Genomic DNA, 25072 nt, shown 5'->3' on the forward strand with positions numbered 1-25072 from the left:
TGATAATCGCTCTTTAGGCATCTTTATGAAGAGCCTTTCGAATTTCAGGTGCTATTTTCTCACCAAAAATCTCTATAGAACGCAGCATTTCTTTATGCCCAGGGGCGCCCACATCCATATGTGCAGAGAAGCGTGTCAATCCAAATTTCTCCTGTATTTGCAATATTTTATCCACGGCATAAGCAGCATCCCCAACAATGAGGTGCCCTCTCGAAGACCTTCCGAAGTCATATTGAGTCCGTTGATATGGCGGCCATCCACGACTTGCACCGATACGATCCATCTGTGCAGAATAAATCGGATAGTAATAATCTGCTACCTGAGCGCTGTTGTCGCCAAAGAACGCATGCATATGTACCCCAACCTGAAAGTTAGCCATATCGTGTCCATTATCCTCATAAGCCTGACGATACATGTCAAATAAATGATCGAAGCTTTCATACATCCCGCCGATGATGGCAAACATAACCGGTAAGCCCAACTTTCCGGCACGGATCACAGAAGATGTTGTGCCACCTACTGCAACCCAAATCGGTAGTGATCCATTTTTAGGTCTTGGGAAAACTTCCTGATTGATTAATGGTGCTCTAAAATTACCGCGCCAAGTAATTGGATTTTGCTTATTCAGGCGAAGCAAAAGCTCTAGTTTTTCCTCAAACAACTCGGAATAATCTTTTAGATCATAACCAAATAAAGGGAAGGATTCAATGAAGGATCCTCTTCCTGCCATGAGCTCAGCACGTCCATCGGATAAAAGATCGACGGCTGCGAAATCCTGAAATAATTTAACCGGATCGGCAGAACTTAATACCGAAACTGCACTGCCCAATTTAATATTTTTGGTAACAGTAGAAGCCGCAGCCAAGATAATTTCGGGTGCTGCAACCGCATAATCTGCACGGTGATGCTCCCCTATTCCAAAGAAATCCAATCCTACTTGATCCATAAGCTTGATCTCTTCGATAATTTCTTTCATTCTATCTTGTGCTGCCTGGATTTGACCTGTAACAGGATCTATCCTCGAGTCGCCAAACATTCCTATTCCTAATTCCATTTTTATCTATTTTATAAGTCATTCAAAAGTAACACCTTCTTTCCCTGAATTATTTGATCTAGGATAAGAAAATGATACCGCACCATACCCTGGATCACAAAAAAATAAAGAGCTGTCTATTTGGTCGCCTACTTGATCTGACCATCAACAAAGTTATACTAGGCTCCTCGGCTAAAAGAGTGCAACAGTATTCTTCGCGACCTGGTCTGCATTGCCACTAAAATGATGCCCGCCGGAGAGGTATTTTTTTGTAAAATTCTTAAGTGTTATCTTCTGTATCGGGAAATCAGCTTCATCATCACCAAGAATAACGCCCGTTTTGACTGCACCCATTCGATTGATTTCCGCGATCACGTCAAGACTCCGTTTTGTATTACTCCGACCCAAAATATCCGCTATATGGATCTCCAGATCTGTTGACACAGATGGCTCCAGCAGGACAACACTCTTGAGATTCTTCTTAATGACGGGATCCAGGCGATTAATAATAAAAGGAACCGCGTCTGCGCCAAATGAATACCCCACTACAAAAAGACGCATATTTTGCCGTGCTAAGAGTACGTTTTTCAGTGTATTCGAAACATCGGCAGCAATCTCACTCGGGCTTTTCTTCTTCCAGAAATAGGTTTTCGAATCGATCGCTGCCACAGTATATCCTACTCCAGCAATCAGCTCACAAAGCTTGTTAGAGAATGAATTAAATCCACCATCGCCACTCAGATAGAGAACCAAAGGTAATGCAGCTTTATTGTTCCAATATTTCATGTCAATCAAACGCTGTTGTGCAAACGCATGAAACGCCATGCCAGCAATTATTAATAAGGTAGCTATTTTTTTCATCTGTACAGCATCTACATGAATCTATTCGTTCGGTTTCATTACTTTGACCAGTGCTACAGGAAGTTGTATGAGATCAAAATCATTATCAAATATAAGGTATTTATTTTCCCAAAATGTCGCATACTTCTCTTTAAAGTCGCGCAGGCTATGGTAATGTTTAAAGTTACCCAATCGCGTTGAGGCAAATTTCATAATCTTTTCTGCGGGACTATCTGTCGCCCCCAAGCCCGTCATCGGTACCATGCCCAAATTTAGATAGACGTACTTTTTGGCCTTAGCATACGCAATAAGTTCAACAATCAATGCATCCATGCTACCACCCGGTGCATCAAGAGACTTCCGAATCATATCGTAGGTGCACTCATCTTTCGCATAGTCGGGGATGATATTCAGAAAGGCTACGATAGTATTCTGCTCATTTTTCAGTACAATGATATCTTGCAAAATAAGCTCATTTTCATCAAACATCCCTTGCGAAAAAACCATTTCCTTTTTATCAAATTCTTTTAACCATTCGTTGGAAATTATCCTTAACTGATCTATAATTGCCTTTTCCTGCGGCGCTTTCAACACTTCTGTTGTAAAACCCTTTTTTTGAATTGCATTAAGTCCATTGCGTAATGACTTACGTTCTTTTCCTTCGAGCTTGAATGTTTCCAATTCTAATACAGCCTCTTGTCCAATGGTGATCTTCTGTTTACGTAGGGATGAAAAATGAACCAAACTATTTTCATCAACACGGTAATAAATGGCCTTTAAACCATTCGCATAACAGTATTGATCGAATTCCTGGACCAACTCTTCCTTATCCCCCTGTTCACAGACAGGCTCATCCAATACAATAGCAAATTCATTCGCCAAGCGATAAGCGGTAAATCCCTCCGAGACTTCTGAGAAAAACAAACTCTTATCTTTTCCCAATTTAAAGAAATCCATGGGAGACTGACCAAACTCAATCAATAATTGTTCTGCACGTTCCAATTCAGATTGGCTGGAGTCTTCATCTGCGAGGAGACGGGGACGAGCTAACGCGTAGATTAGTAGGAGCCAACAAAAAAGTCCAAGTACTTGCGTAATCCGCAGGAATTCTTGTCCAAATGCCGTTTGGGGCATCAATTCATCATCAGCAAACAAGAGGAAGCTTCGTGCTGTATGATAGATAGATTGTCGCCAGGTGAAGTCGACACCGAAATGCTGTTTATCAATGAAGTAGAAGCTCAATACGTCAAACAGGCATATGGCTAGGAGAGCAACAAAAAATGTGATAAACCCGATTCGCACCCAGCGAATATTACTCTTGATCCGATATTGCTTATAGCTCACGGCCAGTAAAATCAAGGTCAATAAAGCAACCGAAGCTTCTTCATAGTCCAATGCCTTAAACACGTGCCCAAAAAGCGACAAGGCGCTAAACACTACGGCGATCCAAAATGCAATTCGGAAACCTTTGATCAAGTAAGCCGAGGTCACCAACAGCCCTAAGCCTAAGACTAACACCATAAATTTGGAAGCGTGAATTGCTTCTAAAGGCAAATAGAAACGATCAAGTTTCATCCGGTCGGCCAAAGGAGGCGTCAATACAGATACGAGATTTACCATGCCCAAGAAGAAGATAAGCAGCGCTGGGCCAATACGTGCCAGCAATTGTTTCCCACGCCATGCAAAAGCCAGAAGCCCCAGGACTAAAGGTAGCCAAAATTCGAATGCCCGGTAGAGAATTGTAATGCCCAATCCTTCTGCCTGCGAGTAGCCGTACGCTTTAAAAATATACAGCATAGTCAACTCTACAGCCCCAAGCCCCCGTAGAAAAGGAGAAACAATCATCAATACCACCGAAACAGTATAGGCAATAGCCGCAGCCTCGAAAGAGTGGTCCAAACCAAGGGCATACATACTTACAAAAGCATGGGCAATACCGCAACATTCAACGACCATCGATGCCAGCATGGTACCCAACAAATATTTTAGCTTGACCTCTCCTGAGAATATTTCATCAATATTAGAGGCTACAGCAGGAAATTTTAGTTCAACCCAACGATAGACGCCTTTGTGTGTTCTAAAAGACCAAACGAGCCAAAATACGACGCCCAGAATCAGCCCCAAAACCACCAATGAGATCCAGGCATCACCAAAATTTTTATTGTGCCAAATCGTATACAATATAACAGGTACACCGATCAGAAAGACCGTCAGTAGTCCGACATAGCCATACAGCGCCCCTGCTTGATGAATTTGCGTCGTATTCAAATTTCTTTTTCGCAACTGCGTTGTGGTATAGGCCAAAGAACTAATCCCACCCGCAGGCAGAAACACACTGAGTAAATTTCGCTTGAGGAAAAGATCAATAGCGATTCTCAGATTAATAGAAAGGCCTATCGCTTTAAAACTCTGAACATACATCAATCCCTGAAGTACAATATAGACGAGAGTAATTCCAACGCCGACCAAAACCCAGGTTAGATTGGCCGCACGCAAATGTGGAATGATGGCAGCAAGCTCTTTTCGTTCATTTCTAAAAAATACAAAGGCCAACAAAATAACCAAAACAGCTATTAGTTCCTTCCAATAGGTCTTTGGTGAAAAATGTCGAATTCGTTGCGCAATAGTTTTGGCCATATAATCGTTTAATGATGAATAACCTTGAGATATAGTATAAACACGAAATAAAGCTAATCGTTTGAAAATGACTAATTGTTAATTTTTCGTCAATTCTTTTCACATTAATCAGTAATTTTCCGGCATGAAAGAGAAAAAGGTTTTGTTCATCGGACTGGTGTGGCCAGAGCCAACATCTTCAGCAGCGGGCTTCCGTATGATGCAATTAATTGAGACGTTTGTTAATCGCTCTTATCAGATTACATTTGCTTCTGCTGCTGCCAAATCGCCGTATAGTGCACCTTTACAGTCTCTCGGGATCCAGGAACAGGCCATCGTACTGAATAGCAACAGCTTTGATGAATTTATTGCGCAACTTAAGCCCGACATTGTTGTATTTGACCGCTTTATGGTAGAAGAGCAATATGGTTGGCGTGTTGCACAGCATTGTCCAAATGCACTCCGCGTACTTGACACGGAAGATTTGCATTTTTTGCGTCAGGCGAGACAGACATCCGTCAAAAATAACGGTGATTTTTCCTTTCAAGAGTTATTTACCAATACGGCCAAACGGGAAATTGCCGCGATATTGCGCAGTGACCTCTCGTTGATCATTTCCGAATCCGAAATGAAGATTCTGATCGAAGAATTTCGCATTTCACCCGATATCCTCTATTACCTCCCTTTCCTGGAAAATGAGATCAGTTCTACTGAAATTAATCAATGGAAGCCCTTTGAAGAGCGCAAGAACTTATTATTTATCGGAAATTTTATCCATGAGCCGAACTGGCATACGGTTCAATATCTAAAAACACAAATCTGGCCCCAATTACGGAAGATGCTTCCCAAAGTAGAATTGCACATTTATGGTGCCTACGCAACCCAAAAAGTACTCCAGTTAAACAACTCTAAAGAGAATTTCCTGATCAAGGGGCGGGCGGAATCTGCTCGTCTTACCATGGAAAACTACCGTGTACTGGTCGCTCCAATTCAATTTGGTGCCGGCGTAAAAGGAAAGTTTATCGACGCCATGCAAACCGGCACACCATCTGTCACCACGACAGTTGGAGCAGAAGCCATGAAGGGTAATTTGGACTGGAATGGTTTTATCGAAGACGATCCCGAAACTTTCTGCCGAAAGACTGTCGAGCTTTACGAAAACGAAGATCTTTGGAAAACGGCCCAAGAACATGGTATCCGTATTATCAACGAACGTTATGAAAAACGAAAGTATCAGGCCGACTTTATGACGAATCTATCTTTGTTAAAAGCGCAGATTGACAAGCACCGCCAACAAAACTTTATTAGTCAGATATTGTTGCACCACACGATGCAAAGCACAAAATATATGTCTTTATGGATTGAGGAAAAAAATAAATAGATTTTAGTTGACGTCACGCCACCAAGGCGCGTATACTGTATCTAATCTATTAAAATGGATCATTTCCCCTATTTTTGGCGTAAGGAGAGTGATCTGTTCTTTGTTCGCTGTCTCGTAAAATTTCTCCATTGGCTCTTTCCAGTCGTGCATAGCCAACGCGAACTTAGAAGAATGAACAGGCAAAATAGCTTGAGCTTTCAGATCCTTCGTTTCAGCAGCCCATTCGTCAGGTAAGGAATGGATATAATGCCAGGCATCGTTATATTGGCCATTTTCCAAGATTGCTAAATCAAATGGACCGAATTGGTTACCTATCTTTTTGAAGTGCTTACCATATCCGCTGTCTCCGCCCAAGAAAATAGTGTACTGGGAAGTTTTTAACACAAAGGATGTCCACAAGGTATTATTCCGTGTAAATCTTCGTCCCGAAAAATGCCTTGCGGGTGTGAAAGTTGCCTGAAAATCGGGCGCCAGTTTTATCTGGTCGTACCAATCACCCTCAATGATCTGATCGGCCTTATATCCCCAAGACTCAAAATGCGCCCCCACGCCAAGACCACAAATCACCTGACCGACTTTATCCCTCAATTTCACAACAGTCTCATAGTCCAGATGATCGTAATGATCATGAGAGATAAACAAATAGTCAATTTTCGGAAAAACCATCGTCGCATAGTCGACAGACATCTTAAATGCTTTATTGCTACCTGGGATAGGAGAAGCATTTTGGCTGAACACCGGATCAACCAATATTAATTTCCCATCTAATTTCATCAGGTAGGAGGAGTGACCAAACCAAATCAGAACGTCATCTGCGGGAAGATGTGTTAAATCGCATTCCATAGCAGGCAATACGTTGATTGGTTTCAAGTGGGGATTTTTGTTGAAAAGGAAATCCCACAGCAAAGAGGCCATATTGACATCGCCTTTCAACGACGGCGTTACTTCGAGATTATGAAAAATACCATTTTTAAAATTTGGTGACTGTTTCATCCGTTCCAGTCGAGCTCCTTTGAAACTTCCACCAAACATTGGATGAACAAAATAATAGAGTACTCCACTGATAAGAACAATCAATAGAGCCCCTAAAATAATCCATCCCATATTCCGCATCAGAAATTATTCTTCCACATCATGGACTCCACAGGACGGATGGTTTTCCCATTGTATTTTGCATTACCTTTGGTATTATAAAATGTTTCGATATCGCCTTCTACGGCAAAATAGATCAATTGTCCAATAGGCATTCCCGCGTAAACCCGAACAGGTTGGGCAACCGAAATTTCCAAGGTCCAGGTATTACAGAAACCGACGTCACCCTTTCCTGCAGTTGCATGGATATCTATCCCTAAGCGACCAGTACTCGATTTGCCCTCTAAAAAAGGAACATGCTTATGCGTTTCGGTGTATTCTTGCGTAACGCCTAAATAAAGGGTATTGGGTTCCAATACAAAACCTTCTTCCGGGATTTCAAAATGCTGAATTTCATTGTGTTTCTTGGCATCAAGTACACGGTCTGCATACGTTGCCAAATATTTCCCCAAATGCACATCGTAGGAATTTGTTCCCAAACATTTACGATCAAATGGTTGAATGACAATACTGCCATTTTCAATCTCTTCGAGAATTCTTTTATCAGATAAAATCATGTGTATCAAAATAGCAAAAGCGTCAGGCAATGCTATACAAATTCAAAAATACAGTTCTCCCACTAATTTTACTTCATTTTTCAAAACAAAAATCTGCGATTTGTTTTTTAAATTTGGGTATGAGTCTAGTGTATCTACGTGAAATTGATAATCAAACCAAATTTGCAATTTGGCGAATTGAGGAATCGGACGACGATTTACTGTCGAAACTTCAATTGGATGAACGTGAAAAAGCAAAATTGGGGTCCTTCAATAAAGGGAAAAGACGGTTACATTGGCTTGCCACACGTGTTCTCCTGCGAACCTTATTAAACACATCCCGCTATATCGAATGTCCTTCGGATGCAAATGGCAAGCCTTATCTCGCCAATTTTCCCCAAAAAATATCACTTTCGCACTCATTTGATTATGCAGCAGCTATGATCAGTACAAAAGGAGAGGTTGGTATCGACATGGAAATCATCAAAACAAAAGTAGAGCGCATCCAACATAAGTTTTTAAAACCTGCGGAGCTTGCATTCATCGCGCAGGATGATAGCCGCTATGAGCAGCTTTATGCTTGCTGGTGCGCCAAAGAAGCGATTTATAAACTTCAAGGCAATGCAGGGGTCTCCTTCTTGAACAACATGACCATACAACCATTCGAATACCAAACGCAAGGTATATTAAAACTTGAACTCGACAGCGATCAAAATAAGCATATTTATGATGTACATTACGAGAAGTTCAATGAATATATGCTCGCTTACGCTGTAGAATAGGTCCTTTAAAAAAATAATTTTTCTCAATTTCAATGAATTAGCACACAGACAGCACTTTTTTTTTGTGCTTTTTGAAAAAGCTTCTATATTTGCATCATCGAAAACGATATGGCCCGTTCGTCTAGGGGTTAGGACGCAAGATTTTCATTCTTGAAACAGGGGTTCGATTCCCCTACGGGCTACACATCTAAAAGTCAAAACATACAAAAGCTTGCAAATTAAACGTTTGCAGGCTTTTTTGTTTTTCAGTATCTACAAAACTTACACGTATTCTCAAGAAAAAAGTGAGTCATTCAGTGAGTCATTTTCGCTCATTTACTTACTCACTGAAATGACAATAACATTCTTATAATCAAGTTGTTTAAAAATAAAACATCTTGATCCGTTTTAGTTGCAAGGCTAATTTTGTTTCACTTAAATGATGTTGTCATGAGTACAAATTATTCCTTGCTCTTCTACTTGAAGAAACCAAAAAATTATGTTACTGGCCCCAAGCCAATTTACATGCGGATCACTGTCGACGGCTTTCCAAAAGAGACCTCGGTGGGACGTGAATGCGAGCCATCGAAATGGAATTCCAAAGCTAACCGCGCAAAAGGCACAACAGAAGCTGTAAAAACCCTGAACAGTTACCTTGATACGCTCGTAACTAAAGTAAGCACGATCCATACTGCTATGGTAGCGGCAGGAGAAGAAATTACAGCGGAGTCCATTAAGCTGCGGTTTCAAGGAAAAGATATCAAACGCAAAAAATTCTTAGATGTGTTCAGGGAGCACAACAACCAGATTGAAGCGCTTTTGGGCAATGGGTTTAAGCCCAATACGCTCAAAGGGTATAAAACCTCTTTATCCCATGTTGGTGGATATCTGGAAAAAGAATACAGGTCGCAGGATATCGACACAAGAAAGATTGACCATGCTTTCGTCACAGGATACGAGTTCTTTCTACGTTCTACAATGGGCTGTTCGGCTGTATCGGCTGCAAAGTACATGAAACATCTGCGCAAGATCATCAAGATCTGTATCGCACACCGCTGGATCACCGAAGATCCATTTGCATTTTACAAGATCAAGGCGAAGGCTAAAGAGAAGGAGTTTCTAACAAATGCTGAACTTCGTAGGATAGAGGAAAAGGAATTCAAAATACCACGTCTTGCGCATGTGCGTGATATTTTTGTCTTCTGTTGCTATACCGGTCTGTCTTATGCCGATGTAAAGAAATTAAAATGGACAGATATCGCAGAAGGAGTGGACGGAAAACTCTGGATCTTCACAAGCAGGGAAAAAACAGAAACATCATCAAATATTCCGCTATTGCCAAAGGCACTTGAAGTTATTGAAAGATATCGTGATTATCCACCCTGCGTAGCTAAAGATATGGTACTTCCTGTTCTCAGTAATCAAAAAATGAACAGTTATCTCAAGGAAATTGCCGACCTGTGTGAGATCACCAAAGAACTGACCTTCCATAAATCACGCCATACTTTTGCAACCTCCATTACTCTTGCTAATAGCGTACCTATCGAAACAGTATCCAAGATGCTTGGACACACGGATATCAAGACCACACAGCATTATGCGAAGTTATTGGATAATAGAGTTGCAGCTGATATGGATAGGCTGGAAAGAAAGATCGAGAACAAATCGATGCCTACAAATAAGGCTAAAATTACTGAGCTATGTACTCCACAGACTTTTACTTTCATAAAAGCAGGCCATAACGGAAGAAATATTGCTTAATCACAAAAGGAAGCGGTACATCATGTATCGCTTCCATAATAAAATAAAAAATATGTTATCCTTCCTTAACAAAGAATAGTTGTACTTCTTTATTCCCTCGAAAAGAGCATTATTACTTTGGAACGAAAGCTATCCTTGCCCCCGTAGCTGATTTGCTGTTGTAATTTTAATGAATTTTCATCGACAGAGATATCCCACCAATCTATATCTGCCCTGAGTTTTGGGTAATAATCGGCGAGGGAATCGACAATTCCCATTGAAAGGGAACCCCATTTCTCTACCCATGCAGATGGGCTAAATGTATTGGTCTCCTTTAGCAAAAGCCGGTTTTCTATGAGACGATAATAGTATTTTCGAAAATAGACAGGTTCTCCGATCTGGCTCCCTCCATCTTTAATACTTACATCTGCTCCCGGTGGATTCCAATTAGTACCATTCGCGGTAGAGCTGACAAAGTAAGGGGTTGTCAAGCGCAGTGATGCACTGTCAGGTCCATCAAAACTCAGATATTCGTAAGGAAGATGCTCATTCTGAGCAATACTGTTTTCATTTTTGTCGCCGGTGGACAGGATCGTTTCATAGCTGGTTAACTTCCATTTACCTTTAAGGCTGTTGGCCATGTGTTGTCCAGAATTCTCCTTCTTGCAGGAAACAAACAATAGGAGGAAAATGAATAAAATAATCAATCGGTTTCTCTTCATGGCCTGTTATGGTTTGAGTAGCTAAAATAAATAATTTAAATCTAATTTTACAATCTATGAGGGTTTAAGTGTCGGACTGTGATAGCCCGCATATAGAACTTTATCATGAGGCCTTCTTGTCGGTAAAATTTGTGGTGGGTTTGGCCTACAAGTTTAATTAATCGAGCGTATTAAATGCTTGGGCATGGTCAAATGGGAGTTGGTCGAATAATTTTTGAATTATTATCCGAGTTTATCTAATTTGAATATTGTTTTTTTGAACTGGACAACGGTCAGAATAGATAGCCATAAGTACAGAACTGGACAGCCCGAATAACCATGAAAGAATTCGAAATTGATATTTATCTGGAAGGAGTGAAAACGAGGATCAATCTTCGCAAGATGGATTATACCTCGCTTCGGAACCTTTCCCTGAAATTGCAGCGGCTATTGGGAGATAACAGGTATATCCATGAGTTGGTCCTTGAAAGCGACCTCTTTTATTTCCGGCAGGAGCTCAGCGGAAAGACCGTCAGTGCCCTTCACAAGAATGGAATAATAACTGTTGCGGACCTGATGGCCTGTTCGTATGGGGATCTGGCTGCTATAGGCGGATTGGGAAACAAATCCCTTTCAGAAATATCCGGCTTTGTTAAGGAACTTGGAAAATGGCCCATCGAATTTTGAAAGATCTTCCGAAAAGTGTAATTTGATATTGTTTTTCAAACAAATCCCATAAACTAATCTTTAAGCGGCTGCCCCGAAAGGGTGGCCGTTTTACTATGGATACCCCTCAGTGGACAGTCCATCGGATATAAGGATCATGGTATGGGGCGACGCTTTTATAGGTCTGGATTTTCTTCACCTTTATCCCTTCTCCATTTTTTCTCGGTATAGGAGTTAAAATTTGATTTTTTCCATTTGGTCAGGTGGTAGCCCCCGCAATGTGTACAGTAATATGCACGCCGCTGTACAGGCCGTCCCTGCCTGTGCTTGATGCGGCGGCCTGTTTCGTCCCTTTTGAAAAAGTAGTTCCACTTAATGTCGAGCATGACGAGCCGGGCCTCTATCCAGGAAGCAAATATCACCTTTCCGGTTTCCCTGCATTTTTTATTGGTCGCCATAGAAATAAGTTTTGTTTTTCAGTATTCCCTTCGGTTATATTTTGGTCCTTTGAGGCAATATACTACGAAAATATTTCTCTGCCCGTTACCATGTCCAGATCGCTCCCTATTTTGACCGTAGGTATTGACCGCTTCTTAAAGTTAACCAATTTGCTGCTGAAAACGAGGCAGACAGCTATCTGGTCAGGAGAAAGGCTGTACGAAAAAGTCAGATATCGAGGAAATCGTGCAACTTATAGTGGTCAGACCTCTGTTTGTCGAAAAAATTTGCTAATGTGAAATGTAACACCCTACATTTAATGTATTTCGTACCCCTAAAGTAGTCCAAGTAGAACAGTATACAATTATTTTTTTGCGTTTATGACGGATCATTTTAATATTATTTTTCTCACTGAGCCCCTTTCCGTACTTGATTTAGGTAGCTGTCCTGCTGACTGGACGGAAAATGCTTTGAAGTCAGCAACTTCGTCCTTAAGGTATTTTTTTCCGAAAGCAGAAGTCCTCCGTGAGAAGCTACTCCTAAAAAAATACCATATTGAGCTTTTACAGATCCGTACAGAAGAACCTTTCAGACTTCGATTTCAGTTGGACCGTGACAGGCTGTTCCTTTTATTTACGATGCAGGGAGATCTCAGGTTTTCAACAGAAGATGGTACAGAAGTTACCACGGCAAACGAAAACAGTTTTTATCCCTCACATAGTAGGGCCGGAGTCTACCGAGGAGAAATTGTAGAAGAGTCTGTAGTAAAGGCTCTCATTATTTCATTTGATCCGAAATGGACAGAAAGTATTGTCCGGCCCTATAGGGTCCTATGGGAGGCGTTAAGGGAAATAGCGCTTTCCGATAGACAGTTCAGCATCCTTCCGCGCCTTAGGATTGATCATGTGCTGGGAGAAGAACTTGACGAGATACTGGACTTCAATGATGCCAATATCGGGATCGTCAAGCTCAAAATGCGCAAGAAGATTGCTATGGTCTTGAAGTCTTACCACGAAATGCTGGTCAGCTCGGGACTGGACAGGATCTATCTGGCAGGATTATATATAATGAAAAATTTTACAGATCCAGAAATTGATATCCAGTCGCTGCTACAGGATCTACCGATGAGCGATAAAACTTTTCGAAGAAAGTTCAGGGTCATATTTGGAACTACGCCCTATGACTATTGTGTAAGACTAAGAATGGAGAAAGCCCGGAAGCTCATGGGTGAACAGGGGCTATCCAAAAAAGAAGTATATCCCATGGTCGGTTACACAGATCTCGCCAGCTTCTCTCGTATCTATCGTGGTTACTACCGAAAAAAAGGGAAAAAATAACGTCAATTAATTCTCAATTGTATCTGCTTTGTTACCAATAAAGGGAATAAACGGACATTTTTGATCAAAAATCGCCAAAAGTTGTCCGTTTATTCCTTTCCCAGCTAAAATTTGACCCTGAACTTTGTATTAAAGGTTTGTCTCCGAATACGGTAAGAGCGGATGATAGAGGAGAACCACCATCAGCGATAAAAAATTATGAACCATGAACGGACAGGAAACAGCAGTAAAGCATATAATAGGTGTTCTTTTTAAGACCATAGAAATATTCGTGGCCATACCGATATGGCGGAGAGTTCCTACTATGGCGATTTTTAAGAATATTCCACCCAGTATCTGCATCACTAAAATTCGGTACGCCAAACGGTTTGCACTATTCCCGGGATTGCCGGTCTACCGGTTTCAAGGAGACAGGTAAGCCAGTGTACAGGATCCCTCGATAGCTTTACCGGGAGGTTAAACCGAAAGGCAAAGAGTAAACAACAAAATTTTAAAACTTAAAGCACAGCGTTATGAGAACGTTAAAATCAAAATTTGTAGCTGGCGTGACAGCACTAGTTTTATTGTTCGGAGCTTTCTATCTAGTGAAAGCAAGCCAGAGCAGCCCCGAATCTATAGTTGCACCAAAGGTGCTGGTAACCCAGTGGTTTGAATTTACAGGATCTTCATCCGACTCGCCCACTGATCCGACGAAATATCGGGCCATAGAAGAAGGCGAACCGATGCCGACCTGTAATCCCGGCGATCAGGTATGTGCCCTAAAAGCAACTGTAGACTCAAACGGACAGCCTATCATTGACAGTACACTGCAGAATGAAATACAGAATGCGACTTCCAGTCAGCAGCATTCGGCAAATGTACGTGTAAGAGATTAAGTGGGCCAGGCTCAGAAGAGCGGAAAATCACTTCAGTTTTCCGCTCTTTTTACATGTCAATTCTGAATGAGCGAGCCGTTGTCGATCACCTCATCGGGCAGTTTGTAGGTATATCCGACAATATCGGGTGCGGTCATTGTATATATTTTGCCTCCGGCAATCCGTGTCATCGTTTCTTCCTGTTCCCCAAGAAGAATATATCTTCTGACATCCGGCCAGCGCTGTCCCCTGAATATGAGTTCCCTTCGCCGTTCCTTTTTTATGAAATCCATTGCCCATTTCTGTTCCGTAAATTCGACCTCGCTAAAGTCACTTGAGGCAAAACGCTTTGCACGGAGCGTATTGATGTCCTTTGCGGCTTCAGACAAACGGTTTTTACGGATATTTGTTTCAGAACGGATAAGGTACATTTCGGCGGTAGTCGGTCCACAGAATAATTGGGAGGAGTTCAGCCCGTTATAATTGCCCTTAAAGAGAACCTCCCCCTGATTGTTCAGGGAAAAGAAAGCCTTTTTCCTAAGGTCGCTTTCTTCATAATTCCCATACTCAGCGATGTTTACCCGTCTTCTAGCAGGTGCAAGTGGTGCGCCGCCATTCATGGCCATATCAAATATCACTTCTTTGTTCCATTTGGAGAAGGGGACATTGGAAGCTGTATTTATTTCCGTGCCATAGTCGATAAGATCCGGCTGGATCATTAGCGCGGAATCCGCGTATCGTCCTGCATTTTCAAATGCTGACATCACAAGATATGCTCTTGCCAGCGCTGCGTAGGCGGCAGCTTTTGAAGGCCTGGTCGGAATATCCGCTTTTTCCGGAAGTAGATTAACGGACTCTTTCAGATCACCAATGATAAAATCATAGCATTGCCTGACGGTGCTTCTTGAAATTTTCTCATCAAGTGAAGGCTCTTTCCGTAATACTACGCCCAGGTTGTCATTGCTCCCGGCAGGATCATAGGGAAGTGAAAATACCTGTAACAGGTGCAGTAGCTGGTACGCCCTGTGGAAAAGAGCAGCTCCCCTGAGACTGTTGGCAACGGTAATTTCACCAGGGGATATCTTTATCGAGGGAAGATATTTAAGGACGGTATTGGCGTGCAGGATTGCCTGATAAGGCCCCGTCCACTGACTGGCAATGGGACTATAAGGCTGCCATAGGTAAAGGAACCGGTCCCTTTCGTCCGTCATTGCTGTCCAGGACGTTTCATTTAGGTAATAGCTATCGCTAGCGATTTCCGCAAGGCCAGTTGCTGCAAAATTCATGACCACCTCGCTGTTGTCCAATAGTCCCTGTAGATCTTGTAGGCTGCCCGGAACTGAGAAACTATTGTCCGGTTTTAGGCCAAGGTATTTAGAACAGCCGGAGATACTGCAGGTCAGCATCCCGATCATTGCGAAAGTTTTATACGTGTTCAGTCTTTTCATTTTATCACTGTTTTTAAAATCCAACCTTAAATCCTCCCGTCATCGTAAGCGGTGGAACTATTCCGCCATTATATATCGGGTCTATCCCTTCTTTGTTCTTCGTCCAGATCAAGCCGAGATTTGTGCCCATAAGAAATATTTCCATTGACCTGATCCTTGTTTTTTTCTGCGGTGACAGTTTATAGGACAGCCGGACGTCCTGTAACCGGATATGGTCTCCCCGTCTTACCAGCACTTCGCTGAGACTGTAGAAAGTTTCCCGGTCCGTATTCAGGGGATAGTACATAGCCGGTACATTGGTATGCTGTTCATCGCCCGGATGCTGCCATCGGGCTGAAACGTCAGGGTGGCCAGTCCAGTTGCTAAAAAAAGAAGCATAATTGATGCTGTTCTTTCGGAAAAAATAGATGAACTGCCCTGAAAGGGTAAAGGCAAGTTCGAGATTTTTATAACTGACCCGGTTTCTGAATGAAGCAGTAGTTCTTGGGACAGCTGATCCATGGTATACAAGTTCGTCCAGCGGAGTATCCCTGATGATACTTCGGTAATTTGTTGAAGGTTCGCCATGTTCAAATCCTTTCGGAGCCCCCTCCTCTGCGGTCAGTCCTCCCCATCGGAAACTGGTCAGTATATTTCTGTCCCTGCCTACAAAATATCCGGCATTCATGGCCTGATTGGTTACTGTGAGCATCCTTCCATGGTACTTATCCAATATGGTCCTGTTATAACCTGCTCGGATTATGCCGTTCCAGGACCAGGGCCCCTGCCTTATATTGGTACCGATGCTAAAATCAAATCCGTCTCCATTTAACTCCGCCGAGTTCATCGTGGCGGTAGAAACACCCAGCGTTGGGTCTACCAATGTAAAACCGATCAGGTCCTTTGATTTCTTATTGTAATAATCCAAGGTGAAATCCAGTCTGTTGTTCCACATTTTCCAATCTATTCCAGTATTGAAAATCTGTATCTTTTCCCAGCGCAGGTTTGGATTCTGTAATGAGAGGATATTTGTAAAAGGCAGGTTGGAATAAAAGTCCAGATAATCGGCCTGTTTCAGAACCAGTTCCGCAGGAATGCTGGCATCCACATTTCCACTGTACCCGAATGAAGACCGGACTTTGAGGTAATTAATAGCCGTCATCTTAAAGAAAGATTCCTTTGATATTTCCCAGCCTCCACCTACCGACCATAATGGGGACCATTTATCTCTGGTCTCAACACCGAAAATGTTCGAAGCATCGCTCCTTGCGCTGGCAGACAAAAAGTATCTGTCCTTAAAAGTATAATTTAGGTTTGAGAAAAGGGAAACATATCTGTTTGCGGTTCTTGAACTTGCCAAGCCATTTGGAATATATGCCCTGCCGCCAATGCTTGGAAACAGCGGATAGGTGTTTGCATAATCAACTGTTGAGAATGAATTTCTGTCTTTGTACACACCATAGGTTCGGTAAGAGTTACTGCCATTGTTTACTTCTCTTACTTCGGCTCCTGCTAAGGCCTCAAAGCGGTGGTCTTTGCCGACCTGCCTAAAAAAGTCCAATTGTGCCCGGAGGGAATAACCCCATAATTTGCTATCGCTTCTGTCCCGTATCCCGCCTTCGGGTATACCGTAAGTCGTCTTTCCTGAATTTATGGACGTAAAGCGGTTGTACAGATTTCGGGTAAAGTAACTGTCTTCATCATAACGGGAAGCCGACTGGGTCATGGCACGGTTGAGCTGCGACTGTAGCGTGATTTTTACGCCTTTGGTTACTTCATAACCTAGGTCAATACCTGCAGTAACCTGCTGACTTTCGGACCTTTTGCCAGCTCTACTAAGTTCATCCAGCGGAACAAAAGTCCAGTCACGGGATACTAGTTTCTGATTTTGGTCAATAAAGGTCCTGTCATAATCGGTGTAGAGAATGTTGTTGTTGCCATCCGTATTTTTTAACTGGGCGTATGGATACAGCTCTTTGTTGTTTACCTTGATCTGACCGTATCCCAGCATGTTGGAAGAATTGTACATTTCGCCCGCGATCCTGCTAAAGGCAAGATTTGCGGAAAGGATCAGTTTTGGCATTGGTTTATAGGACTGGTTAAACCTTGCTGTGATCCTGTCCTGGGAGTTTGTGGGCATACTGTATGCATTCTTATTGTATCCAAGCGAGAATGAGTAGCTCGCCTTATCGCCACCGCCACGCAGGCCTATGGAAGAATTGCTTTCGATTGCATTTCTGTATACGGAATTCAGGAAATCATTTCTCACGTCCATTCCACGCAGTACCGCCAATTGGGATTCCAGTTCATTATCGCTGATTTCCTGTTTTTGGTGCTGGATAAGAAGCTTGACCGCGGGTGTGAGTACAGGTTTTTTACTATCGCTGATCTGACTGTTGTAAAACCCCTTTTCAAACAGGAACCTTTCCATGTCAATGAAGTCGCCCGATGTGGCTATTTCCCGGGAAAATAGGTCCGTTTTTTTTGAAACCATGAGGCTGGAAGAAAGATCTATGGTTAAGGGCTGGTTCAGCTTTCCCTTTTTTGTTGTGATGACCAGCACGCCGTTCCCGGCACGCACCCCCCAGATGGAGGCTGCGGCAGCATCCTTTAATACGGTGATGTTCTCAATATCCTCGGGATTGATGTTGTCAAGGTTCCCCTCAAAAGGAAAATTGTCAACGATTATCAAAGGGAAAGTCTCGCCAACCAGGCTTGACTCCCCCCTGATGGTCAAACCCGGCTGCTGCGCTGCCCCGTTAAAATTATAACCTGTCCTATCCATGTAGCCACCGGAAAAGAGGCCTTCGATCCTGTCCAACAGATTTCCGGAAGTACCATAGCCCACTTCTCGCTGACCGATCATTTCTACCGAACCAGTAGACGTCCTTTTATCAATACGCTGGTAGCCGGTATTGATCTGCACCTCTTCCAATATGTTTGAGGCAGGTACAAGTTCAAAGGAAATACGTTTCGGCTGATCCAATATGATGGGACGGACAGCTGATATATATTGTACGTCGCTGACTGTTATGGTATCGTTTCCCCGTGAGACCAGTACAAGTGTAAAATTACCCGTACTATCTGATGACGTTGATAGATGGTTCCTTTTCAGCACGATGGTTGCGCCAGAGATAGGCTTTCCGGTCGTCTTATCGACCACATTTCCCGAAACTGTAATTTTGGTCTGCGCCGATACAGAAAATCTTAGGATCAGCAGAAAGAGTATTACCCAGGCTTTCAAAATGCACCTCCTTTTCCTTGGATATTGGATTGTTTGCCGCTAATTCTGTCCGGTTTTGAAATGACCGTTGACCAGTCATCCACCTGTGCCTTTAATATATTCTCAAAGTCAAGGTATCTGGCCGAAGTTATTGCCATGACCTTGTTATCCTTGATCCAGATAATATCCGGCACAGATTGTACGCCAAAATATCCGGTCAATATGGAATCTTCGGTAACGGAAAAAGGCCTATAATCCTTGAACCAGTATGACATGGCTTTTGAGCTTTCAATATCTTTTTCGGATTGGGCTGTGACGGGAAGGATGGAAACAGATTTTGGTAGATCTATTTCCTTTAACTTGCGTAGGGAATTCAGGCAGCTTCCGCACCAGGTCGCCCAAAAGTCCAGTATGAGAAGGTCACTTTTACGGTACTCGTTCAACGAAATTGTTTTCCTGCCCGATGGATGGTTAACTGTTTGCAGTGGAAATTTCCACAATGCTTCCGGTATGGTATCGCCGATCCCCAGTTTGATACCGATGTCCTTTACCACAACCTGCGCTAAAGCAGGCTGTGGGATGGACGATAAACTAAACATAGAAACAAAAATTGTTGCAAGGGTCTTTAGGAGATTTTTCCTCCTGTAAAGACACATTTTTAGGATGTCTTTTATTAGTAATAGTATGAGTGTGAACATAATCCTGTCTGTTTATGATCGAAAAATTACCGATGCGGAAAGGGCGTATTTATCCCATTACGCTATTTGCGTTTATTTTTTCGATAGAAAATTGGTTTGTTTTGGCTTATAATATAAAAAATAGCCGCTCCCAGCCCTTGGAAAATTTATGACGGATTCGGTCGGGACAAAGAGGGAGCGGTATGTAGGTATTCTGTAGGGTTATTCTGGTGCACAGAATAAATTTTTATAAAACGCTTTCGTTGTTATCAACAATGTGCCAGTAACTTCACCGCACTGAAATATCTGTGAGATAGTATTATTCTGAATATTGGAAGTGTTGTACTGCATATCATTCAATGTTTATATGGTTATGAATGCAGCGGGAAGAAAAGCAAAAAAACGACATGGTCTCTGCCCGCCCCCCACACCTCGCGAGTTTGGAAAGGACGGGTGAGCATCCATGCCGTTTCTCCTATATATCTTTAAGATAAAGGCAAGGCATGGGGCATCACCCGACATGTCTAGATTTCCAATTTTTGCGAGGTGTGGGTCTAGACACTACCGTATTAGCCGTAATTGTTATATCGGCAAAAATATTAAATTATGTTGAATTTTCTAGTTTTATCATTATTTGAAATATCAATACTACAAATATAAATGTTTATTAGTACCGTAAAATGAATAGCCGATATGTAAAATACATATTCCATACACCCAAATAAATTTGTATATTCGTGTATCAGAAATGCATTTTTATATGGCACATGTACAAAGAAAACATTTCGGACAAAATATTCGAGACATGCGTGTTCTTAAGGGGATGAAACAAGAGACCTTGGGAAGAGCAATGGGTATGGCTCAACAAAATGTATCAAAAATGGAAAAGAACGAACTGCCAACTGAGGAGATTTTAGAAAGAGCAGCCAAAGCATTGGGCACTACTGTAGAGGCAATTAAAAACTTCAATAAAGATAGCGATTATCAATTTTTCTTTTATACGAAGGAACAACATAATCACCCTATAAAGGAGGTTATTCAATATTTTAAAGATGAATTAATAAAAGGCTATGAGGAGAAAGAATCTTTAAAAGATGAAATCGCTAGGTTGAAGATTGAAATATCAGCTCTTAAAACTAATTCATCTGATACAAATGATAATGTGAAAAACATCAACCGAAAGGCTGATTAGGCAATATCGGCATTTTAAGAAATTTAAAGTTGAGAACTTGGTCTTTATCCTTCAGGATAGGGGCCTTTTTTCTTTATTAGACACACTGGTCAGCCCTATCTGATTAAGTTTGCTAACTGAACTTTTCTATTTACCTGCCTAATTTTTAAACAGCCCATTATGGCGCATAGGCTACGTGCCAGCGCTAAAAACTGAACTGTTTGCTGGTAATTGGATTAAAGAAAGCGAGTCTACGGTTTTTTACACCAACAATAAATAGCCTTATGTTTAGGGTACACCCCTAATAGGGGCAGAAACTTTTTCAAATTAAAATAGAGAAAGAAATCAGACTTCTTAACTAGATACATTTATACCATTTTATTGAGACGGAAAAAATCAAGAAGTAGAGATGATACTTATCCGTATGCCCAACAAGTTTTAATTCAAATTGGATTTGAGGAATGTTATCAATGGTTCATAATATTTTGGCTTTTTAGTGACACCGGCATCATCATTGTAAACCCCGTCGTTATTCACGCTAACAGAGCGGATTTTTTGTCTAAGGTTGGCCTGAATATATATCCGTGTACCTTTATCTTGGTTTTCTCGTATCAGGAGATTGTATTCGAGAATATCTACTTTTAGCTTTGTAAATACTTTGCTGTCATCATTAACTATTTTACATTTTATAAGACCCGAATCCTTGTCTGCTGAAAGGACAAAATAATCGCTCGAAAGAAAAAGCTGTAAGACGTTCTCAAAAGTTGTTTCCCGATTAGTTGAAGGTACATCTATAAATTGGTTTTTGATGGTTTGTCCACTAGAAATTCCTATTCCAATAAATAAGATAAATAATAATGATTTCAGTTTTTTCATGCTTTAAGTTTTTAATAAGTTGGTGTTAACAACTTAATCAGTTAAATGGAGCAAAATAAACCTAATATACGATTTATTTGTTGACGCGCCTAGGAAATAGCTAATGAATGTTCTGATCTACTTCAAATGGATTTTGGCTGATTAACGGTTAATTAATTCCTGATTAATTCGTATTTACTATCCTCTCCTTGTCGCCCGGTAGTCGGGACACACTATTCCATCATCACCGCTTAGGCAACCAAAAGGCAAGATGGCACAATTTGGTCAAGGGCGCAAGCTGGGGATTGTGCGTAGTGGCGTTTACTATACCCTTGACCTTTGTGCCATCGTGGGTAAATTTGTAGAAGCGGTGAAGATGGATATCCATATTGACAGCAATCTATAGCAATAGATATATATTTATATTCTTTAATGTATATAAGTTTTTGTTTATATTCAGTTAACCATATATCTATCCTACATTTACCGAAAAAATTAAGCATGGTGGCTCTGAGAAGCCGGATCAATGATCCAGCGGATAATTTTTATATCATGCTGGATCATTGTCCTAGACCGCTTTCACAAATAATCGAGCAGCTTTTTTTACCTTCGCTGTCCACGCTTTTTCTTTTTTCGCTTCCTTTTTCTTTCCTCTTCCGCAGCAACGGTATCATGTCCTCCGAAATCCTGAACCGGAGCTAGTAAAATATCCAATAGACCCCAACCAGCTTCTGTAAATGGAGGTACCCATCCTGTTAACTGCGGAAATTTCTCTAAGTCCTCCCTTGAAAGGATCGGCTTGTTCTGCTGCCTTTCCCTTGCTGTATCTCCGCCACTCTTCAATTGTCTGTCAAGTGTATGAAGAGCCACCTGCTGGTCAATATTTCCGTTCTTCATCGTATTTGCATAGAGCAGGGTATCTTTCAATTTTCGGTCAAAGCCGAACATCCTGTCAAAAACTGTCTCGCCGCACTGCTTGAAAGCCATCTGGTCAAACTGTCCCATTTTTTTTGAATGTTCCACATTCCTTCCACGTGACCTGTTCTGGGGACTAAGCTTGATCCTGTTTGTTATATCTTTTCTGCTAACGATGACCTGTACATGGAACTGCGGTCCTTCTTTACGATCCCCCACTTTTTTTGTGCCATTTTTTAACTCCCTGTCCCTATGGCTGTAGTACCGGTAGTTTTCCAGTTTGCCAAACCACAAAAGATCCTTATGGTTTTCTATTCCCGGGCGCCTGAAATTGCGTGCATACTCATCCATGATCCTCACGGCGTATTCTTTCAGCTTTTCCCTTGCGCCCTGCTCGCCATAAGTAGCCAGCAGAAAATCAATCTCTTTCCTGCTGGGACTGATGTTGATCAGGAAGAATTTACTGTCATTTTTTCCAAGCTTGGCGATATTGCCATCTATACCGATACGGACTTCATGCGGCATGATGTTATTGCTAGCCCCATTGAACCAATGCTGGGGTACTTTGTTTTCGTTGGGCCGGTTTTCCTTTTCAAGGTAGGAGACTAGATTCCCGCAGCTTCCTTTATTGTCCCCTGTTTCGGAATCTGTAATATTGATATACATAGCGACTAAAGTTTATCCAGTGCTTCCCTGACCTGTTTGGCCAGTTCTTCCTTTCTTGCGGCAGAGACAGGCCAGCCAAGCGTCTCCCGTTGACTGATATAATGTTCAAGGATCTTTCTGAAATTATCTTTTAGCTCCTGCTTTTCTGCGATCCCCAAAAGTAATTTCTTAAGGAATTTATCGAGGCTCCCGAGATACTCCGTATTTGCTTTCAGAAATTTTGACGATTGCTGCTGTTCATCAGAAATAATCTCTATCGTTCCTGATTGCTGTCTGTGCATGGTCGTCAGTTCATCCAGCATGGAATAGACAGGTACCAACAGGTCGGTTTCCTGCTTTCGGATAAAGGAAAGTATACGGCTTACTCCACTGGAAAGTTCCTTTTTCAGCACCTCGTCGTTCAGATCTGCTGGATCCTTCTTGCTCCTGTAGAAATAATTGACCATCTGCATCACCAGCAGGCGTTTTGTCCGGCCTAGTTTGAGGGAAAGATGTTCGAGTTTGCCGTCCACTTCCACGGGGAAGCGGACGGACCTTGTGTTTTCATCGGACCTAGCCATTGCTGTCGGGATTATTGTTCATGATAAACCTGAACCTGCTTGCCCTGGTCGGATGGCATGAGGGGATATACTCAAGATAACCATACCGGACAAGCTCGGAAAGACATTTATGATAGGTAGCAATGGAACGTATGCGCGAAAAATGCATCAGTTTCCTGCGACTGGCATGAAAAAAATCATTGAAATTATCCTGCTGCTGAAAATAGCATAGGGCCATGACAAGGCCGATATGTGAAGGCAGTAGTCTATCATCCTGCGTGATATGTCCAAAATAAACGCTAAAGTTATGGTCATGCGTATTATTAACCATTAACGTCACCTCCTTCCATCATCATATTTACATCGCTACTGCGATAATACATACTGCCACCGATTTTCTTGAAGGGCAGTACTCCGGTTATCCGCAGGTTCTGCAAAGTGCCCGGAGATATGTTCAGTTTCTTTCTTACCTCCCGGCTACGGAGCCATTCCCTGTCTCCGTTTTCCGCTAAGGTCTTTCCTTTAACGATCTGTCTGATTTCATCGAGCAGCTCTTTTTTAAATAGCTGTAAATCTTCTTTTGTCAGAATGTCTAGTAGCATAATAAACCAATTTTATGAACAATATGGGATCCAGCTATATGCCGGGCCAGTACTACAAAATTGGACTCCGGGATAGGGTTTTGGATGACCACTAGACAGCGATGGTCATGTTCAATAGTCAGACAGGAACTGTCATTAACCCTGATTTTTGCGAATAATCTCGAATAGTTTTTTGTCATCGGGGATCCTGACTCCCTTCATAGAATCTTTCGGGTCTTTCTGTACAAAATAGTTTCGGACGGTATTGACCGGTATATCTTTGCCATTGTAGACAAAATATTTTGAGACCATTTTATAATAGGGACTTTCATGGTCACTGACCAATAGCTTCCTTCCATTAGGAAGAGTAAGACTTTTAATCTGCTGCAGCAGGTCGATAAAAGTAGGCAGGTGTTCGTCCTGTATCATCGGCTTTACGGAGACCTCATATTTCTCCAGATCGGACAGTTTGGTCTGTAAAATTTCGAGCTCTGACCGTAGTTTTGCGATCTCTTCATCTTTCTCTCTAATGAGCATATTATTCGGTCTGATGTTCCATCTATCCAGCGGTGCGAGGAAATCCATGAATTCACCCAACTTCTTGATATTGGAGATATGGAGGGAGTGCTTTGAGGAGAAGGGATCCTGTCCCTTAAAATAATCAATCCTATCGGACACGATACGCCAGACATGGGAAAAGAAATCTTTTTCCGAGCGGTTTCCTCCGGAAAGGTAATATTCCAGATGGTACTGATAATAATCTTGAAATATTTTCTCTTCCAGATCATAGACCTTCAAAAGGAAGTGATTGTCTTCGTACCCCATTTTGAGACCCAGAATATTTCCTAATTCAAAAGGGTTCGGATTGAAATCAAACGCTTTTCTTGCTTTAAAGTAAGTTGCTGTCATATAACGAATTTAATAAAATCATCACAATTGACATGAATCAATCCTTTGGATATGGATAATATTATCTGGGGACGCTCTTCTAACGAGAAACAATAAGTAAATTTGGTAAACGAC

At 41.9% G+C, this 25072-nt stretch carries 25 protein-coding genes and 1 tRNA gene; 10 read left to right on the plus strand and 16 right to left on the minus strand.

What is annotated here, in order from left to right; all coding sequences use genetic code 11:
• Positions 1-13: 13 nt before the first annotated feature.
• The 3 genes from B4Z47_RS14310 to B4Z47_RS14320 form a co-directional block, all read right to left on the minus strand.
• Positions 14-1054, minus strand: a complete 1041-nt coding sequence (locus B4Z47_RS14310; RefSeq protein WP_115046360.1) for an Atu2307/SP_0267 family LLM class monooxygenase — start codon at positions 1052-1054, stop codon at positions 14-16.
• Between the two features lie 171 nt (positions 1055-1225).
• On the minus strand, positions 1226-1894 hold the full coding sequence (locus B4Z47_RS14315) for an AcvB/VirJ family lysyl-phosphatidylglycerol hydrolase (protein ID WP_115046359.1): 669 nt from the start codon (positions 1892-1894) through the stop codon (positions 1226-1228).
• Positions 1895-1915: 21 nt separating this feature from the next.
• Positions 1916-4510, minus strand: a complete 2595-nt coding sequence (locus tag B4Z47_RS14320) for a phosphatidylglycerol lysyltransferase domain-containing protein (protein ID WP_115046358.1) — start codon at positions 4508-4510, stop codon at positions 1916-1918.
• Between the two features lie 124 nt (positions 4511-4634).
• Between B4Z47_RS14320 and B4Z47_RS14325 the strand changes: the two genes are divergently transcribed.
• A complete protein-coding gene (locus tag B4Z47_RS14325; RefSeq protein ID WP_286727428.1) occupies positions 4635-5870 on the plus strand; it encodes a glycosyltransferase family 4 protein in 1236 nt (411 codons plus the stop codon).
• A gap of 3 nt (positions 5871-5873) precedes the next feature.
• Here B4Z47_RS14325 and B4Z47_RS14330 read toward each other — a convergent pair whose 3' ends face one another.
• Both B4Z47_RS14330 and dcd read right to left on the minus strand, forming a co-directional pair.
• On the minus strand, positions 5874-6974 hold the full coding sequence (locus tag B4Z47_RS14330; protein ID WP_175441943.1) for an MBL fold metallo-hydrolase: 1101 nt from the start codon (positions 6972-6974) through the stop codon (positions 5874-5876).
• A gap of 8 nt (positions 6975-6982) precedes the next feature.
• Entirely contained in the window at positions 6983-7519 is a 537-nt protein-coding gene (dcd, locus tag B4Z47_RS14335; RefSeq protein ID WP_046673098.1) for a dCTP deaminase, read from the minus strand.
• Between the two features lie 119 nt (positions 7520-7638).
• Between dcd and B4Z47_RS14340 the strand changes: the two genes are divergently transcribed.
• The 3 genes from B4Z47_RS14340 (at position 7639) to B4Z47_RS14350 (ending at position 10020) form a co-directional block, all read left to right on the plus strand.
• Positions 7639-8280 carry a 4'-phosphopantetheinyl transferase family protein gene (locus B4Z47_RS14340; protein WP_070561499.1) on the plus strand — a complete coding sequence of 214 codons (642 nt, stop codon included), beginning with the start codon at positions 7639-7641 and terminating at the stop codon, positions 8278-8280.
• A 110-nt stretch (positions 8281-8390) separates the two neighbouring features.
• Positions 8391-8462: transfer RNA gene (locus tag B4Z47_RS14345), tRNA-Glu, on the plus strand.
• 247 nt (positions 8463-8709) lie between these two features.
• Complete coding sequence (locus B4Z47_RS14350; protein ID WP_083295745.1) at positions 8710-10020, plus strand: site-specific integrase; 1311 nt, start codon at positions 8710-8712, stop codon at positions 10018-10020.
• An 89-nt stretch (positions 10021-10109) separates the two neighbouring features.
• Here the strand turns inward: B4Z47_RS14350 and B4Z47_RS14355 are convergent, their stop codons facing one another.
• Positions 10110-10721: a hypothetical protein gene (locus B4Z47_RS14355; RefSeq protein ID WP_139144867.1), complete on the minus strand. Its 612-nt coding sequence runs from the start codon at positions 10719-10721 to the stop codon at positions 10110-10112.
• A gap of 318 nt (positions 10722-11039) precedes the next feature.
• Here B4Z47_RS14355 and B4Z47_RS14360 point away from each other — a divergent pair, with 318 nt between their 5' ends.
• Positions 11040-11387, plus strand: a complete 348-nt coding sequence (locus B4Z47_RS14360) for a helix-hairpin-helix domain-containing protein (RefSeq protein ID WP_070561039.1) — start codon at positions 11040-11042, stop codon at positions 11385-11387.
• 155 nt (positions 11388-11542) lie between these two features.
• Here the strand turns inward: B4Z47_RS14360 and B4Z47_RS14365 are convergent, their stop codons facing one another.
• On the minus strand, positions 11543-11824 hold the full coding sequence (locus B4Z47_RS14365; protein ID WP_070561038.1) for a hypothetical protein: 282 nt from the start codon (positions 11822-11824) through the stop codon (positions 11543-11545).
• A gap of 360 nt (positions 11825-12184) precedes the next feature.
• Between B4Z47_RS14365 and B4Z47_RS14370 the strand changes: the two genes are divergently transcribed.
• The 3 genes from B4Z47_RS14370 (at position 12185) to B4Z47_RS14380 (ending at position 14016) form a co-directional block, all read left to right on the plus strand.
• Positions 12185-13141: a helix-turn-helix domain-containing protein gene (locus B4Z47_RS14370; protein ID WP_070561037.1), complete on the plus strand. Its 957-nt coding sequence runs from the start codon at positions 12185-12187 to the stop codon at positions 13139-13141.
• Between the two features lie 205 nt (positions 13142-13346).
• A complete protein-coding gene (locus B4Z47_RS14375; RefSeq protein ID WP_139144866.1) occupies positions 13347-13559 on the plus strand; it encodes a hypothetical protein in 213 nt (70 codons plus the stop codon).
• Between the two features lie 94 nt (positions 13560-13653).
• Positions 13654-14016 (plus strand): hypothetical protein, encoded by a 363-nt coding sequence (locus tag B4Z47_RS14380; RefSeq protein WP_070561036.1) that lies wholly within the window; start codon positions 13654-13656, stop codon positions 14014-14016.
• 56 nt (positions 14017-14072) lie between these two features.
• On the opposite strand, the gene B4Z47_RS14385 is transcribed toward B4Z47_RS14380, so the two are convergent.
• From B4Z47_RS14385 to B4Z47_RS14395, 3 genes are read right to left on the minus strand one after another with little or no spacing between them, the layout of a single operon-like run.
• Positions 14073-15443 (minus strand): RagB/SusD family nutrient uptake outer membrane protein, encoded by a 1371-nt coding sequence (locus B4Z47_RS14385; RefSeq protein WP_139144865.1) that lies wholly within the window; start codon positions 15441-15443, stop codon positions 14073-14075.
• Positions 15444-15456: 13 nt separating this feature from the next.
• Entirely contained in the window at positions 15457-18666 is a 3210-nt protein-coding gene (locus B4Z47_RS14390; protein WP_070561034.1) for a SusC/RagA family TonB-linked outer membrane protein, read from the minus strand.
• A complete protein-coding gene (locus B4Z47_RS14395) occupies positions 18663-19244 on the minus strand; it encodes a TlpA family protein disulfide reductase (RefSeq protein WP_070561033.1) in 582 nt (193 codons plus the stop codon). Before B4Z47_RS14395 ends, B4Z47_RS14390 begins: the two co-directional genes overlap by 4 nt.
• Before the next feature lie 838 nt (positions 19245-20082).
• Between B4Z47_RS14395 and B4Z47_RS14400 the strand changes: the two genes are divergently transcribed.
• Positions 20083-20514, plus strand: a complete 432-nt coding sequence (locus B4Z47_RS14400) for a helix-turn-helix domain-containing protein (RefSeq protein WP_175441935.1) — start codon at positions 20083-20085, stop codon at positions 20512-20514.
• A gap of 417 nt (positions 20515-20931) precedes the next feature.
• On the opposite strand, the gene B4Z47_RS14405 is transcribed toward B4Z47_RS14400, so the two are convergent.
• Positions 20932-21369: a hypothetical protein gene (locus B4Z47_RS14405; RefSeq protein WP_070561031.1), complete on the minus strand. Its 438-nt coding sequence runs from the start codon at positions 21367-21369 to the stop codon at positions 20932-20934.
• A gap of 250 nt (positions 21370-21619) precedes the next feature.
• Here B4Z47_RS14405 and B4Z47_RS14410 point away from each other — a divergent pair, with 250 nt between their 5' ends.
• Positions 21620-21754, plus strand: coding sequence for a hypothetical protein (locus B4Z47_RS14410; RefSeq protein WP_286727429.1), 135 nt, complete (start codon positions 21620-21622; stop codon positions 21752-21754).
• Positions 21755-21951: 197 nt separating this feature from the next.
• Here the strand turns inward: B4Z47_RS14410 and B4Z47_RS14415 are convergent, their stop codons facing one another.
• From B4Z47_RS14415 to B4Z47_RS14435, 5 genes are all read right to left on the minus strand, one after another.
• On the minus strand, positions 21952-22929 hold the full coding sequence (locus B4Z47_RS14415) for a DUF5712 family protein (protein ID WP_070561030.1): 978 nt from the start codon (positions 22927-22929) through the stop codon (positions 21952-21954).
• A gap of 5 nt (positions 22930-22934) precedes the next feature.
• Positions 22935-23489, minus strand: a complete 555-nt coding sequence (locus B4Z47_RS14420) for a BfmA/BtgA family mobilization protein (protein ID WP_070561029.1) — start codon at positions 23487-23489, stop codon at positions 22935-22937.
• A complete protein-coding gene (locus tag B4Z47_RS14425) occupies positions 23482-23799 on the minus strand; it encodes a hypothetical protein (protein ID WP_070561028.1) in 318 nt (105 codons plus the stop codon). Before B4Z47_RS14425 ends, B4Z47_RS14420 begins: the two co-directional genes overlap by 8 nt.
• Positions 23792-24070, minus strand: a complete 279-nt coding sequence (locus tag B4Z47_RS14430) for a helix-turn-helix domain-containing protein (protein WP_070561027.1) — start codon at positions 24068-24070, stop codon at positions 23792-23794. The genes B4Z47_RS14425 and B4Z47_RS14430 overlap by 8 nt, the downstream gene beginning before the upstream one ends.
• A gap of 135 nt (positions 24071-24205) precedes the next feature.
• Complete coding sequence (locus B4Z47_RS14435) at positions 24206-24958, minus strand: hypothetical protein (RefSeq protein ID WP_070561026.1); 753 nt, start codon at positions 24956-24958, stop codon at positions 24206-24208.
• Positions 24959-25072: the final 114 nt, after the last annotated feature.

The sequence above is a fragment of the Sphingobacterium sp. UBA2610 genome (assembly GCF_002339225.1).
Classification (GTDB): Bacteria; Bacteroidota; Bacteroidia; order Sphingobacteriales; family Sphingobacteriaceae; genus Sphingobacterium; species Sphingobacterium multivorum.

Excerpts from the sequence above, each read along its gene's own strand:
- B4Z47_RS14310 (WP_115046360.1), bottom strand. The coding sequence starts at position 1,054 with ATGGAATTAGGAATAGGAATGTTTGGCGACTCGAGGATAGATCCTGTT.
- B4Z47_RS14315 (WP_115046359.1), bottom strand. The coding sequence starts at position 1,894 with ATGAAAAAAATAGCTACCTTATTAATAATTGCTGGCATGGCGTTTCAT.
- B4Z47_RS14320 (WP_115046358.1), bottom strand. The coding sequence starts at position 4,510 with ATGGCCAAAACTATTGCGCAACGAATTCGACATTTTTCACCAAAGACC.
- B4Z47_RS14325 (WP_286727428.1), top strand. The coding sequence starts at position 4,635 with ATGAAAGAGAAAAAGGTTTTGTTCATCGGACTGGTGTGGCCAGAGCCA.
- B4Z47_RS14330 (WP_175441943.1), bottom strand. The coding sequence starts at position 6,974 with ATGGGATGGATTATTTTAGGGGCTCTATTGATTGTTCTTATCAGTGGA.
- dcd (WP_046673098.1), bottom strand. The coding sequence starts at position 7,519 with ATGATTTTATCTGATAAAAGAATTCTCGAAGAGATTGAAAATGGCAGT.
- B4Z47_RS14340 (WP_070561499.1), top strand. The coding sequence starts at position 7,639 with ATGAGTCTAGTGTATCTACGTGAAATTGATAATCAAACCAAATTTGCA.
- B4Z47_RS14350 (WP_083295745.1), top strand. The coding sequence starts at position 8,710 with ATGAGTACAAATTATTCCTTGCTCTTCTACTTGAAGAAACCAAAAAAT.
- B4Z47_RS14355 (WP_139144867.1), bottom strand. The coding sequence starts at position 10,721 with ATGAAGAGAAACCGATTGATTATTTTATTCATTTTCCTCCTATTGTTT.
- B4Z47_RS14360 (WP_070561039.1), top strand. The coding sequence starts at position 11,040 with ATGAAAGAATTCGAAATTGATATTTATCTGGAAGGAGTGAAAACGAGG.
- B4Z47_RS14365 (WP_070561038.1), bottom strand. The coding sequence starts at position 11,824 with ATGGCGACCAATAAAAAATGCAGGGAAACCGGAAAGGTGATATTTGCT.
- B4Z47_RS14370 (WP_070561037.1), top strand. The coding sequence starts at position 12,185 with ATGACGGATCATTTTAATATTATTTTTCTCACTGAGCCCCTTTCCGTA.
- B4Z47_RS14375 (WP_139144866.1), top strand. The coding sequence starts at position 13,347 with ATGAACGGACAGGAAACAGCAGTAAAGCATATAATAGGTGTTCTTTTT.
- B4Z47_RS14380 (WP_070561036.1), top strand. The coding sequence starts at position 13,654 with ATGAGAACGTTAAAATCAAAATTTGTAGCTGGCGTGACAGCACTAGTT.
- B4Z47_RS14385 (WP_139144865.1), bottom strand. The coding sequence starts at position 15,443 with ATGAAAAGACTGAACACGTATAAAACTTTCGCAATGATCGGGATGCTG.
- B4Z47_RS14395 (WP_070561033.1), bottom strand. The coding sequence starts at position 19,244 with ATGTTTAGTTTATCGTCCATCCCACAGCCTGCTTTAGCGCAGGTTGTG.
- B4Z47_RS14400 (WP_175441935.1), top strand. The coding sequence starts at position 20,083 with ATGGCACATGTACAAAGAAAACATTTCGGACAAAATATTCGAGACATG.
- B4Z47_RS14405 (WP_070561031.1), bottom strand. The coding sequence starts at position 21,369 with ATGAAAAAACTGAAATCATTATTATTTATCTTATTTATTGGAATAGGA.
- B4Z47_RS14410 (WP_286727429.1), top strand. The coding sequence starts at position 21,620 with ATGGCACAATTTGGTCAAGGGCGCAAGCTGGGGATTGTGCGTAGTGGC.
- B4Z47_RS14415 (WP_070561030.1), bottom strand. The coding sequence starts at position 22,929 with ATGTATATCAATATTACAGATTCCGAAACAGGGGACAATAAAGGAAGC.
- B4Z47_RS14420 (WP_070561029.1), bottom strand. The coding sequence starts at position 23,489 with ATGGCTAGGTCCGATGAAAACACAAGGTCCGTCCGCTTCCCCGTGGAA.
- B4Z47_RS14425 (WP_070561028.1), bottom strand. The coding sequence starts at position 23,799 with ATGGTTAATAATACGCATGACCATAACTTTAGCGTTTATTTTGGACAT.
- B4Z47_RS14430 (WP_070561027.1), bottom strand. The coding sequence starts at position 24,070 with ATGCTACTAGACATTCTGACAAAAGAAGATTTACAGCTATTTAAAAAA.
- B4Z47_RS14435 (WP_070561026.1), bottom strand. The coding sequence starts at position 24,958 with ATGACAGCAACTTACTTTAAAGCAAGAAAAGCGTTTGATTTCAATCCG.